Source organism: Guptibacillus spartinae (genome assembly GCF_028610625.1).
Classification (GTDB): Bacteria; Bacillota; Bacilli; order Bacillales; family Guptibacillaceae; genus Guptibacillus; species Guptibacillus spartinae.
On sequence record NZ_JAQQWU010000003.1, the window covers coordinates 327,386 to 340,196 of the forward strand.

Sequence of the window (12,811 nt, forward strand, 5' to 3'; positions counted from 1 at the left end):
AATTACGAAAAACCTCTTAACTTTCTATGCCGATTTGTTATAGGTTCTATTCAAGAAATATATGGAAGTGAAAAAAACGGCTAAATGCCTGTATGGTTGCGTTTACAGAGATTTTGACAGTCTTGTTCGTATAGAAATCACTTGCTACAATTTGATCATTCTTAACGTAAAGGAGCATGTCATTATGACTGGAGAAACTCAGCTACAACAGCAATTGATGGATCTCAACGCGAGAGAAATGAAGTTGCTTCAAAAGTTTGAAATAGAACGTGAAACGATTATGAGTCAAATGAATGGCAGCACTTCGGCAGTAACAGATGCACCCACTAAGGAAGTTGTTGAAATTCTAGAGCGGTCACAAGTTGGGATGGGACCCCTTTACCTCTCTGATCTACTTGAGAAGCATTATGGCATTGCCATTTCAAAGTCAGCGGTTTTTAATATCCTTATGAAACTTGCTGAATCGACAGAATATCCAATCAGTCGGATTAGCGAAAGATGCTTTAAATATACGGCTAAAGTTATTTAGTAATAAAGCAATTTGTTCATGTACGTTTCCATTTAAAGCATGAACAGCTGCTTTCAAAAGAAAGAGAGTGATTTAAAATGAACCATGTATCAGAAAGTAACAACATGAAGTCAACGAATGAGTCTAGAACGGCGAAAGCGACAGTCGTGAACCCAACTCATACGAATATTCATGGCACATTGTTTGGAGGTCAATTAATGGCCTTTATTGATGATGTTGCTCTCATTTCAGCAACTCGTCATTCAAGAAGACCTTGTGTAACAGCTTCAACCGATTCAGTCGATTTCCTTCATCCGATTCATCAGGGAGATATCGTCTGTCTTGAATCGATGGTAACCTGGACGCATAAAACATCGATGGAAGTTTTTGTGAAGGCTATTGCCGAGAAGATGTTCACCGGTGAACGTCATGTGTGTGCAACAGCGCTACTCACTTTCGTTGCTCTTGATGAAGAAGGAAACCCGGTTGAAGTACCAGGTGTTTATCCTGAAACGGAAGAAGAAAAATTCTTGAATGAAACAGCTGCTGAACGTAAAGAGCTTCGTAAAGGAAGAAAAGGCGAGAGTCGAAAGTTAGCGCGTGAATTCGGAACGCCCAAACCATGGGATGCTGCTCAATTTACTGAAGTTTAAAAAGATAAAATCCCTACTCATCATAGCTTTCTCTCCCCATCTTGTTGTAAGATGGGGAGAGAAGTGCTTAGAGAGGGGAACTTATTCTTATGCAAGGAATTTTAATTGCTTTATTCGTTCCAGCAATTATCATGATCGTGTTTACACGAGTGACATATAACACATACGTCAGCTTTGGTTTAACGATATTATTTATGTGGGCTGTTTTTGGTGGGATTGATCATCCCATTCACCTCATCTTAATAACGGTCTTGTCTTCACTCATAGGTTTTTATTTTTCAATGCAAACGCAAAAACAAAACAAGAAAAAGATGAAGTAGCGTCTATTCCAAAAAGAATAGGCGCTTCTTTTTCGTACAATACTGGTAAAGAAAGAGAACGCTTAATGTCACGATATAACCGCTCAGAAGCAGAAGTCCAGACGTTGCGTGATGGAGGAGCTTGAATAGGATACTAATCATTGTGAAGAAATAAAGCGCAGCTAACAATTTTTTCATCACTTCCTCAGAGAAAAAAGCTGTCATTCCTGCCCCAAATCGTGCTCCAACCACTGCTCCAATAACAAGAAGGATGGCTAGTGTAAGGGGGATGGTGACAGTCTGGATATAGGAAAAGAAGCCTGTTGATACAATGAAAAAGATTGAGGTAAGCGATGTACCAACGGCAAGTCGAGCTGGTATGCGCAAAACATTGATTAATAATGGCACCATAACAAAGCCTCCGCCTACACCAAGGATGGATGAAATAAACCCGCCTAGTAAGCCGATTAAAATTGTTCGAAGAAGGGAAATGGAAGAAGTAACGCTATTTTGTCCTTTATGCGGGGTTTTTGAAAGCATCGAAATGGAGAAGTATCCCAAAAGAAACAAATATAAAATAGAAATCACGGTATCATCGAGGCCATTTTCGGTTAAGTAAAGAATAACTGGATTAGCAAGCTGTGTACCAAACATGCCACTGATCGCTAAGAAAATCGTTGTTTTTAGAAGGATATTCTTGCTTTGTATGTATGTTAGTGCACCTGAAATGGACGTGCTCATACTATAAAGTAAACTGATTGTTATGGCCATTGCTGGAGGATAACCAAGTAAGAGGAGAATCGGGGTAAGAAGAAAGCCGCCCCCTACACCAAAAAAACCTGAGATCGCCCCAATGGCTAAGCCAGCTGGTAATGCGAATAGAAGTAGCAATGATAAAACTCCTTTTTAGTAAAGCTAGTTTGTGAAAGGTAGTATTAAAATCCAATCAATCTACCCTTAACAGCATACAACAGTTATTTCAGAAGAGAAATAGCAGCAAAAAAATAAATGCGAATATCAGTTCGCTTTAATTGAAGTTTTCACTAGTGTTTGTGCTATAATAAATGACAGGAATGTGAAGAACGGAGGCGAAGATGGTGGAGAAAAAATTTGAGTTGGTATCGGATTATGAGCCTCAAGGGGACCAACCAGAAGCAATTAAAAAGCTTGTGAAAGGCGTGCAGCAAAACGAGCGTCATCAAACTTTGCTTGGTGCAACAGGAACTGGTAAGACGTTTACGATGTCGAACGTCATTCAAGAGGTAAATAAGCCAACCCTTATTATTGCACATAACAAAACGCTGGCAGGACAGTTATATAGTGAATTTAAAGAATACTTTCCCCATAATGCGGTAGAGTACTTTGTGAGTTATTACGATTACTACCAGCCGGAAGCGTACATACCACAATCGGATACGTTTATCGAAAAAGATGCGAGTATTAATGACGAAATAGATAAGCTTCGTCACTCAGCTACGTCCAGTTTGTTTGAACGTAATGATGTTATTATCGTTGCCAGTGTTTCATGTATCTATGGACTTGGTAATCCAGAAGAATATAAAAGCCTTGTTCTCTCCCTTCGAAAAGGGATGGAAAAAGATCGGGACCAGCTGCTACGTGATATGGTCGATATTCAATACGCACGCAATGACATTAATTTCACACGTGGTACATTTCGCGTTCGAGGAGATGTTGTAGAGATTTTCCCTGCCTCTCGCGATGAGCACTGCATTCGAATTGAATTTTTTGGTGACGAAATTGATCGGATTACAGAAGTAAATTCGTTAACTGGTGAAATTCTCGGAGAGCGAGAGCACGTGGCTATTTTCCCTGCCTCTCACTTCGTAACTCGTGAAGAAAAGCTAAAGATCGCTATTCAGCGTATCGAAGCAGAACTTGAAGAGAGACTGAAAGTGCTAAATGATGAAGGAAAACTTCTTGAAGCACAGCGTCTTGAGCAGCGAACAAGATATGATATTGAAATGATGGCTGAGATGGGATTTTGTTCAGGAATCGAAAACTATTCGAGGCACTTAACACTCCGTGAAGCGGGGGCAACGCCTTATACGTTAATGGACTATTTTCCAGATGATTTTTTAATTATGGTTGATGAATCGCATGTTACGCTTCCGCAAGTAAGAGGTATGTATAACGGTGACCAGGCAAGAAAAGGAGTTCTAGTCGATCATGGCTTCCGACTACCCTCTGCGAAAGATAACCGCCCGCTTCGTTTTGAAGAGTTTGAAGAGAAGGCAAATCAGTTTGTTTATGTTTCGGCAACTCCTGGACCCTATGAAGAAGAGCACTCTACTCAAGTTGTTGAGCAAATCATTCGTCCTACAGGTCTTCTAGATCCAACAATTGAAATGCGTCCAATTGAAGGGCAAATTGATGATTTATTAGATGAGATTAATCAGCGTTCGGCTCGTAATGAACGGGTACTTGTCACTACTCTAACGAAAAAAATGTCAGAAGACTTAACGGATTATTTACTTGAAATGGGGGTGAAAGTACGTTACCTGCATTCTGAAATAAAAACGCTTGAACGAATTGAGATCATTCGTGACCTTCGCTTGGGTGTATTTGACGTTTTAGTTGGGATCAACCTTCTTCGAGAAGGACTTGATATTCCGGAAGTGTCACTTGTGGCCATACTTGATGCAGATAAGGAAGGTTTCTTAAGATCCGAACGGTCCTTAATTCAAACCATCGGCCGTGCCGCCCGTAATTCAAGCGGACATGTTATTTTATACGCTGATAAAGTAACGAACTCAATGGAAATTGCGATGAATGAAACAAGTCGCCGACGTGAAATCCAGCAGGAGTATAATAGTAAATACGGCATTACGCCAACGACAATTCAGAAAAAAGTTCGTGAAGGAATACGAGCAACCATTGCTGCTGAAGAAGGCGAAGAGTATACAGTGCCTAAGCAAGGCAAAATGAACAAGCAAGAACGTGCAAAAGTGATTGAAAATGTTGAAAAAGAAATGAAGGATGCTGCGCGAGACCTTAACTTCGAACGTGCTGCTGAACTTCGTGACCTATTACTAGAGCTTAAAGCGGAAGGATGACGAACAAATGGCAAACGATGAGATCGTCGTCAAAGGGGCAAGAGCCCATAATTTAAAAAATATTGATGTGACAATCCCGAGGGATAAACTGGTGGTCGTCACGGGCTTATCTGGTTCAGGGAAATCGTCCCTAGCCTTCGATACAATCTATGCTGAGGGGCAACGTCGCTATGTAGAATCTCTGTCAGCCTATGCAAGGCAGTTCCTTGGCCAAATGGATAAACCGGACGTTGATGCGATTGAAGGCCTATCACCCGCCATCTCGATTGATCAAAAAACCACTAGTCGAAACCCTCGGTCAACTGTAGGAACGGTAACGGAAATCTATGACTACCTTCGTCTATTGTTTGCAAGAATTGGTCGACCTGTTTGTCCACGTCATGGTGTGGAAATTACGTCACAAACGATTGAGCAAATGGTTGATCGCATTCTTGCATACGAAGAGCGAACAAAATTACAGATTCTTTCTCCCGTTGTTTCAGGACGTAAAGGTGAACATGTGAAAGTGCTTGAAGATATTAAAAAGCAGGGCTATGTTCGCGTGCGCGTTGATGGTGAAATGATGGAAGTAGCGGATGAAATTTCGCTTGAGAAAAATAAAAAACATTCCATCGAAGTTGTGATTGATCGTATTGTGGTAAAAGATGGTGTTCAATCGAGACTAGCAGATTCACTTGAAACAGCCCTTAATCTTGGAGGCGGTCAGGTGATCGTGGATGTGATGGGGCAGGAAGAACTTCTTTTTAATCAGCATCATTCATGTCCTTACTGCGGTTTTTCAATTGGTGAGTTAGAGCCAAGGTTATTTTCATTTAATAGCCCATTCGGTGCTTGCCCTTCATGTGATGGGCTGGGATTGAAGCTTGAAGTCGACCTTGATCTTGTTATACCGGATTGGGATAAATCACTTCGTGAACACGCACTTGCTCCTTGGGAACCTGTCAGTTCAAACTATTATCCACAGTTACTTGAAAGTGTGTGCAATCATTTTGGTATTGATATGGATACTCCTGTAAAGAACATTTCTAGGTCACAGCTTGATAAAGTGCTTTATGGTAGTGATGGGGAGAAAGTTTATTTCCGTTATGAAAATGATTTCGGTCAGGTGCGCGAAAACAATGTTCCTTTTGAAGGCGTCATCCCAAACGTAGAGCGCCGCTATCGGGAGACGAGTTCTGATTACATTCGTGAGCAAATGGAAGCGTACATGGCACAAAAACCGTGCCCTACGTGTAAAGGCTACCGTTTAAAGAAAGAAGCACGTTCTGTTTTAATTAACGGTAAACATATCGGAGAAGCGACAGAATATGCGATTAAAGATGCAGCAGGCTTTTTCGATGAGCTGGAACTAACGGCTAAAGAAGCGACAATTGGAAAAATGATTTTAAGAGAAATCCAGGATCGCTTAGGATTCCTTGTTAACGTCGGTTTAGATTATTTAACACTTAATCGTTCAGCGGGTACGTTATCGGGTGGAGAAGCGCAGCGCATTAGACTGGCTACTCAAGTAGGCTCACGTTTAATGGGCGTGCTGTATATACTAGATGAGCCTTCAATCGGTCTGCATCAACGAGATAACGATCGCCTCATTTCAACACTCGAAAATATGCGAGACCTTGGAAATACGCTTATTGTCGTTGAACATGATGAAGATACGATGTTAGCTGCTGACCACATTATTGATATCGGTCCTGGGGCTGGGGCACACGGTGGTTATATTACATCAGAAGGATCTCCAGCTGAAATCATGGATGATGAGGATTCTTTAACTGGAGAATATCTTTCTGGTAAGAAATTTATTCCCGTGCCGACGGAGCGTCGCAAGCCTGATGGTAGATACATTGAAATTGTTGGAGCAAAGGAAAATAACCTTAAAAATACGAAAGCAAAAATTCCAATTGGTTTATTTACTTGTGTCACAGGTGTGTCGGGATCAGGAAAAAGTACGCTGATCAATGAAATCTTATACAAAGCGCTTGCTCAAAAGCTTCATAAAGCAAAAGATAAGCCTGGAGAACATAAAAAAATTAACGGTCTTGAACATGTGGATAAAGTGATTGATATTGATCAGTCTCCAATTGGGCGTACGCCTCGATCAAACCCGGCTACTTATACAGGTGTATTCGATGATATTCGCGATGTTTTTGCACAAACGAACGAAGCAAAAGTGCGAGGATATAAAAAGGGAAGATTCAGCTTTAATGTTAAAGGCGGCCGATGTGAAGCTTGTCGTGGTGACGGCATTATTAAAATTGAAATGCACTTCTTGCCAGACGTTTACGTTCCATGTGAAGTGTGTCATGGGAAACGCTATAACAGAGAAACGCTTGAAATTGAGTATAAAGGCATGAATATTGCTGATATTCTTGAGATGACGGTAGAAGATGGACTTGATTTCTTTAAGAACATTCCAAAGATTAATCGAAAACTTCAAACCCTCTACGATGTAGGCTTAAGTTATATCAAACTTGGACAGCCTGCTACGACAGTTTCAGGTGGAGAAGCTCAACGCGTGAAGCTTGCTTCGCAGCTCTACAAGCGTTCAACAGGGAAAACGCTATATATTCTTGATGAACCCACAACGGGATTGCATGTAGATGATATTTCTCGTTTACTAGAAGTTCTTCAGCGTCTCGTAGAAAATGGGGATTCCGTCTTGATTATTGAACATAATTTAGATGTGATTAAAACGGCTGATTATCTCATTGATCTCGGACCTGAAGGTGGAGATGGTGGTGGTGAAGTCATCGCTACTGGGACACCAGAGAAAATCGTGAAAGAAGAGCGGTCTTACACGGGAAGCTATCTTGCGCCTATTCTTGAACGAGATAAAAACCGGATGAAGAAAAGGTTAGAACAAACACAATCTGTATGATTTGAAGGGACAGCGATTCGCTGTCTTTTCGTTTTTTTTCTTTCCCCTTTTTGAAACTTTCTTTTTGACGAATCGTATAGATAGGTAGAGAATATTGAAAGGGGAAGCAATCATGTCTGTAGAAAAAGTAATGTCCTCCCTTTGCTATTTTAGTGTTTTCTTCGCACCGTTTCTTTTCCCAATCATTGTCTATTTTGTTGTGCGGGATGAGGAAGTCTCTTATCATGCAAAGCGCTCGATTGTTTCTCACCTTCTTCCGTTTTTAACAATTATCTTGGCGCTTTTCGCCATTTTTGTAATGGATGTAGGTGTGGTGATCATTTTAGGTTTTATCTTGTTTAGTTTACTTAATGTTGTGGTTTTTATCTGGAACATTGTAAAAGGAATTCAGGTTCTCCGCTGGTAATTATCTATTTACATCAAATCAAAAAGGAGATGTTTTGAATGAATGAAGAACGTCGAATGATTCTTAAAATGATTGAAGATGGCAAAATTTCCGCTGATGAAGGTGCAAAACTATTAAAAGCGATCGGAACAAATGAAGGGTCAGAGGAACCGAAGCGTGAGAAGTCGACAGATTCTCATACAGATCGAACGGCTCCTGGATATAAAGTAGGTCAATTTGTAGAATCTCTCATTCAAAAAGTAAAAGATATGGACCTTGATTTTAACTTTGGTTCTTCAGAAGAGGTCTCTCACGTTTATGAACAGTTAGAAGTGAAGCCTGAAACACTAGATGTACATGTAAGAAATGGCGAAATCACCTTTCAAACATGGGAACGCAACGATGTGAAAATTGACTGTCGTGCGAATGTTTATCGGGTCTCAACGCAAAAAGATGCCATGGATAAGTTGTTACGAGAAACTTACTTCGCTGTAGATAATGGAAAAATGACATTTAAATCAGAACGTGCAGATGTAAAGGTGAATCTGGTCATTTATGTTCCTGCTTCTGAGTACGAGGGAGTGTGGGTTACTACGTTTAATGGAGATGTGACAGGGGAGAATATCACATCAGCTAAAGCCAAATTAAAAACAGCAAATGGTAAAGTTGGTATTCGAAAATCTTCTGTAAAAGTACTTGAAGCGGAAACGGGTAATGGTGCGATTGTGGTGGAAGACTCGACTGGAGAAGTTTGTGAGCTCGAAACAGCAAACGGCCCTATTACAATCGATGGCACCTATGTTGAAACTGAGGCGCAATCTATGAACGGTGCCATTCGCCATACGTTAAAGAATGCCGTAAGTGGTAGTGCAGATTTTAAAACCGTCAACGGTACAATTCAAATCGTTGTTCCGAAAGGCATGAACATTAAAGGAGATCTTAAATCGACGATTGGAGCGATTACGACAGATCTTGATCATATGAGCATTCTTCGTGAGAAAAAAGAAATTTCACACCGTTTAAAGAAGTTTAGAACAGAGGAAGAATCGGAGCACAATTATCGCATTGTTGCCAATTCAACAGCTGGTTCAATTTCAGTTTCCTATCTTTAAAAGTTCGAATAAGGGATAAAAAAACGCTTATACTATAAAAACCAATGGATAAGGAGGGGTATGATGCGACACTGGCTTTTAAGTTTGCTTGTTAATAGCGTCGTATTAATGGTAGTAGCAGGCTATTTTGATGGATTTTATATTCAAGGGCTGGGTTCTGCCGTTCTCGCGAGTGTTATTCTTTCGCTTGTGAATGTGTTTATTAAGCCGGTTTTAATTCTCCTTACCCTTCCTGTAACCATTCTCACTTTAGGATTGTTTCTAGTAGTGATTAATGCTATTACTCTCATGATTACAGCAGCGTTAATGGGTGATGCTTTTGTCATAAATGGATTTGCCATGGCCCTTCTTGCAGCGATCGTCATTGGGATCTTAAATTTATTAATTGATAAGGTCATTATCGAACCTTTACGTCATAAAGCCTAAAAGCACGCTCTCTACCGGAGAGCGTGCTTTTGTGGCTCTATTAACCACCTCCAGCCTCTAACCTCTTCCTCTAATGGAAGTTTCCATTAATTCTGGTATGATAAAAAGAAAAGGAGGGATGATCCATGACATTTCATAACCAAAGCATCCTGCCGGCGGTAAGAAAAATGCGTGATTTTGAAATTTTATTAAATAGCAAGTACACCTATATTGTTCTTTTAGATACGCATATTGGACAATTGAAGTCAGTGATTCGGGAGGGGAATCGAGCGGATAAAAAGATTTTACTTCATGCTGACCTTGTCCAGGGATTACGAAATGATGAACACGGTGCCGAATTTCTTTGTCAGGAAGTAAAACCCGCAGGACTTATCTCGACAAGGTCCAGTGTGCTTGGAGTCGCGAAAAGAAGAGGCATACTTTCCGTACAGCGCTTGTTCATGCTCGATTCCATGGCCCTAGATACGAGCTATAGCATGGTGAAAAACACGAAGCCAGACTGTGTCGAGGTGTTGCCGGGAATTATTCCACAAGTGTTTGAAGAACTTCATGAGCAAATAAAAGTACCAATCTTCGCTGGTGGGTTTATTCGTTCAGTAGAGGACGTAGAAGCCGCTTTAAGTGGTGGAGCTGCGGCAGTCACGACTTCTAAGAAAGATCTATGGAAACATTTTCAACCGGGTTGAACCACTTGACATCGCTTACATAAGTCTGGTTTAATGGGTATTAAGTTAATATTTCGTGCCTGAGATGAGGAGAACCACACACAAATCCTATCAATTGATAGGACCGCTTGTTGTGGTTTTTTTTAATTTTCCTTTTAGAATGTGAAAAAGAGGGAATAAGGTCAGGGAAAGGAGTGTTAACTAAACTCGGGAGGAAGGTGTCTGGTTATGTCTCCATTTATTGGTGAAATATTAGGTACTATGATTTTAATTATTTTTGGTGGTGGCGTTGTTGCAAACGTTAACTTAAAGGATTCGAAAGCACAAGGCGGGGGCTGGATTGTGGTTGCTCTCGGATGGGGACTCGGTGTTGCAATGGGCGTTTACGCTGTAGGTCAAGTAAGTGGGGCTCATTTGAATCCTGCTGTAACACTTGGGTTAGCAGCCGTTGGCGATTTTCCATGGAGTGATGTACCAGGCTACATAACTGCACAAATGATTGGTGCGTTTCTCGGTGGATGTATCGTATATTTTCATTTTCTACCTCATTTTCGTAAAGAAGACGATAAAGCGCTTAAATTAGCCGTGTTTTCTACCGATCCTGCTATTCCGCATACGTTCAGTAACTTTTTAAGTGAGTTTATTGGAACAGCGATGCTTTTGATTGGGCTTCTTGCGATTGGTTCAAATGATTTTACTGATGGATTGAATCCCTTCATCGTAGGTTTTCTGATTGTTGCGATTGGACTTTCCCTTGGTGGTACGACGGGGTATGCGATTAACCCTGCTCGAGACCTTGGCCCAAGAATTGCTCACTTTTTCCTGCCTATTCCAGGAAAAGGGGATTCAAATTGGCGGTACGCATGGATTCCAGTTGTCGGTCCCGCTGCCGGTGGAATGTATGGAGCGATTCTTTTTAGATCTGTAACAGAAGCAAATTATAGCCCCGTATTCTGGATCTCAACTGTAGTCGTAGCGATTTTATTTGTTATACTGTATCAACTTAGTGATAAGCTTAGAGATACTGTTTACGCTTCATCTGAAGCAAAAAATTAAAAGTTAATTCTAATTAGGGAGGAAATAACATGTCAAAAAAGTACATTTTATCATTGGACCAGGGAACAACAAGTTCACGCGCGATTCTGTTTAATAAAAAAGGTGAAATTGTAAACGTTGCACAAAAAGAATTCAAGCAGCATTTTCCTAAATCAGGTTGGGTTGAACATGATGCTCAAGAAATCTGGAGCTCCATTCTCTCTGTTATGGCTCAAGTGCTCTCTTCTGCTTCTGATCTCTCTGCCAAAGATATTGAAGCCATTGGCATTACAAATCAGCGTGAAACAACAGTCGTATGGGACAAGAATACTGGAAAGCCGATCTACAATGCGATTGTATGGCAGTCCCGTCAAACTGCAGGAATTGTTAAAGAGCTAAAAGAACAAGGTCATGAAGAGATGGTTCGTAACAAGACCGGCCTTTTAATCGATGCCTATTTCTCGGGCACAAAAGTAAAATGGATTTTAGATAATGTCGATGGTGCGCGTGAAAAGGCTGAAAATGGCGATCTTCTCTTTGGAACGATTGATTCCTGGTTGATCTGGAAACTTTCTGGAGGCGAAGCACACGTAACGGATTACACGAATGCTTCACGCACAATGATGTATAACATTTATGACCTAAAGTGGGATGATGAACTACTTGAGATGCTAAACGTTCCGAAGTCTATGCTTCCTGAAGTTCGTCCTTCATCTGAAGTATACGCGAAAACGGTTGATTATCACTTCTTCGGTCAAAATGTTCCGATCGCTGGCGTTGCAGGCGACCAGCAGGCAGCACTATTTGGACAGGCTTGTTATGAAAAAGGAATGGCGAAAAACACGTATGGGACAGGTTGCTTTATGCTTATGAATACTGGCGAAAAAGCGGTCAAGTCTGATAACGGTCTTCTTACCACTATTGCATGGGGCGTTGATGGAAAAGTGGAGTACGCGTTAGAAGGTAGTATCTTTGTTGCAGGTTCCGCTATTCAATGGCTACGGGATGGTTTACGTATGTTTAATGAAGCGCCAGAGAGTGAGAGTTATGCTGAACGTGTTGAGTCTACAGATGGGGTTTATATGGTTCCAGCATTCGTTGGGCTTGGAACACCATACTGGGATAGTGACGTGAAAGGGTCTGTCTTTGGTTTAACAAGAGGAACGAGCAAAGAGCACTTTATTCGCGCAACGCTTGAATCTCTTGCTTATCAAACGAGAGATGTGCTTGATGCCATGACGGCTGATTCTGGTATTGATCTTAAAACACTTCGCGTGGATGGGGGTGTTGTGAACAACAACTTCCTTATGCAATTCCAGAGCGATATCATTGGTGTTCCTGTTGAGCGTCCAACGGTTAGTGAGACAACAGCACTTGGTGCTGCTTATCTTGCAGGACTTGCAACTGGGTATTGGAAAGATAAAGAAGAAATTAAGCAGCAGTGGATGATCGATAAGACGTTTGATCCTAAAATGAAAGAAGAAGAGCGAGAAGAGCTATATGGAGGATGGAAGAAAGCAGTTCATGCAACAATGGCTTTTAAATAATAATCCTTTTTTATAGGCAGAGCCTTCGGATTATGCTACAATGAATTTAAGTTAATAGTGTTCTGGTCGGAGAATAGGAGAAGACCACAGCGCCCAAGCATGGAACGTCATGCTCTGGTGTGTTGTGGTCTTTTTTTGTTCTTTAAATCAGCTGTTTTTGTAGGAATGTATAATCTAATGCTTAAGAAACCCTCTATTAGGGGTAAAGTACTGAAGAGAAGTTTTATTAGAG

12 protein-coding genes are annotated in these 12,811 nt (G+C 41.0%); 11 read left to right on the plus strand and 1 reads right to left on the minus strand.

Annotated elements, in window-relative coordinates:
* Window positions 1-184: 184 nt before the first annotated feature.
* From PQ511_RS08195 to PQ511_RS08205, 3 genes are all read left to right on the plus strand, one after another.
* On the plus strand, window positions 185-529 hold the full coding sequence (locus tag PQ511_RS08195) for a hypothetical protein (protein WP_273851415.1): 345 nt from the start codon (window positions 185-187) through the stop codon (window positions 527-529).
* Window positions 530-606: 77 nt separating this feature from the next.
* Window positions 607-1,161, plus strand: a complete 555-nt coding sequence (locus PQ511_RS08200) for an acyl-CoA thioesterase (RefSeq protein ID WP_273851416.1) — start codon at window positions 607-609, stop codon at window positions 1,159-1,161.
* A gap of 89 nt (window positions 1,162-1,250) precedes the next feature.
* Window positions 1,251-1,481, plus strand: a complete 231-nt coding sequence (locus tag PQ511_RS08205) for a DUF2198 family protein (RefSeq protein ID WP_273851417.1) — start codon at window positions 1,251-1,253, stop codon at window positions 1,479-1,481.
* Window positions 1,482-1,484: 3 nt separating this feature from the next.
* Here the strand turns inward: PQ511_RS08205 and PQ511_RS08210 are convergent, their stop codons facing one another.
* Window positions 1,485-2,351, minus strand: coding sequence for a sulfite exporter TauE/SafE family protein (locus tag PQ511_RS08210; RefSeq protein ID WP_273851418.1), 867 nt, complete (start codon window positions 2,349-2,351; stop codon window positions 1,485-1,487).
* 206 nt (window positions 2,352-2,557) lie between these two features.
* Between PQ511_RS08210 and uvrB the strand changes: the two genes are divergently transcribed.
* The 8 genes from uvrB (at window position 2,558) to glpK (ending at window position 12,579) form a co-directional block, all read left to right on the plus strand.
* On the plus strand, window positions 2,558-4,534 hold the full coding sequence (uvrB, locus tag PQ511_RS08215) for an excinuclease ABC subunit UvrB (protein ID WP_273851419.1): 1,977 nt from the start codon (window positions 2,558-2,560) through the stop codon (window positions 4,532-4,534).
* A 7-nt stretch (window positions 4,535-4,541) separates the two neighbouring features.
* Window positions 4,542-7,409 carry an excinuclease ABC subunit UvrA gene (gene uvrA, locus PQ511_RS08220; protein WP_273851420.1) on the plus strand — a complete coding sequence of 956 codons (2,868 nt, stop codon included), beginning with the start codon at window positions 4,542-4,544 and terminating at the stop codon, window positions 7,407-7,409.
* A 112-nt stretch (window positions 7,410-7,521) separates the two neighbouring features.
* A complete protein-coding gene (locus PQ511_RS08225; protein ID WP_273851421.1) occupies window positions 7,522-7,815 on the plus strand; it encodes a magnetosome magnetite crystal formation protein family in 294 nt (97 codons plus the stop codon).
* 38 nt (window positions 7,816-7,853) lie between these two features.
* Window positions 7,854-8,906 carry a DUF4097 family beta strand repeat-containing protein gene (locus PQ511_RS08230; protein ID WP_273851422.1) on the plus strand — a complete coding sequence of 351 codons (1,053 nt, stop codon included), beginning with the start codon at window positions 7,854-7,856 and terminating at the stop codon, window positions 8,904-8,906.
* Between the two features lie 63 nt (window positions 8,907-8,969).
* Window positions 8,970-9,332: a phage holin family protein gene (locus PQ511_RS08235; RefSeq protein WP_273851423.1), complete on the plus strand. Its 363-nt coding sequence runs from the start codon at window positions 8,970-8,972 to the stop codon at window positions 9,330-9,332.
* A 125-nt stretch (window positions 9,333-9,457) separates the two neighbouring features.
* Window positions 9,458-10,018, plus strand: coding sequence for a glycerol-3-phosphate responsive antiterminator (locus PQ511_RS08240; RefSeq protein WP_273851424.1), 561 nt, complete (start codon window positions 9,458-9,460; stop codon window positions 10,016-10,018).
* 207 nt (window positions 10,019-10,225) lie between these two features.
* Complete coding sequence (locus PQ511_RS08245; RefSeq protein ID WP_273851425.1) at window positions 10,226-11,053, plus strand: MIP/aquaporin family protein; 828 nt, start codon at window positions 10,226-10,228, stop codon at window positions 11,051-11,053.
* A 29-nt stretch (window positions 11,054-11,082) separates the two neighbouring features.
* Window positions 11,083-12,579: a glycerol kinase GlpK gene (gene glpK, locus PQ511_RS08250; protein WP_273851426.1), complete on the plus strand. Its 1,497-nt coding sequence runs from the start codon at window positions 11,083-11,085 to the stop codon at window positions 12,577-12,579.
* Window positions 12,580-12,811 lie beyond the last annotated feature (232 nt).

Coding starts and splice junctions, on each gene's coding strand:
- PQ511_RS08195 (WP_273851415.1), top strand. CDS start 185: ATGACTGGAGAAACTCAGCTACAACAGCAATTGATGGATCTCAACGCG.
- PQ511_RS08200 (WP_273851416.1), top strand. CDS start 607: ATGAACCATGTATCAGAAAGTAACAACATGAAGTCAACGAATGAGTCT.
- PQ511_RS08205 (WP_273851417.1), top strand. CDS start 1,251: ATGCAAGGAATTTTAATTGCTTTATTCGTTCCAGCAATTATCATGATC.
- uvrA (WP_273851420.1), top strand. CDS start 4,542: ATGGCAAACGATGAGATCGTCGTCAAAGGGGCAAGAGCCCATAATTTA.
- PQ511_RS08225 (WP_273851421.1), top strand. CDS start 7,522: ATGTCTGTAGAAAAAGTAATGTCCTCCCTTTGCTATTTTAGTGTTTTC.
- PQ511_RS08230 (WP_273851422.1), top strand. CDS start 7,854: ATGAATGAAGAACGTCGAATGATTCTTAAAATGATTGAAGATGGCAAA.
- PQ511_RS08235 (WP_273851423.1), top strand. CDS start 8,970: ATGCGACACTGGCTTTTAAGTTTGCTTGTTAATAGCGTCGTATTAATG.
- PQ511_RS08240 (WP_273851424.1), top strand. CDS start 9,458: ATGACATTTCATAACCAAAGCATCCTGCCGGCGGTAAGAAAAATGCGT.
- PQ511_RS08245 (WP_273851425.1), top strand. CDS start 10,226: ATGTCTCCATTTATTGGTGAAATATTAGGTACTATGATTTTAATTATT.
- glpK (WP_273851426.1), top strand. CDS start 11,083: ATGTCAAAAAAGTACATTTTATCATTGGACCAGGGAACAACAAGTTCA.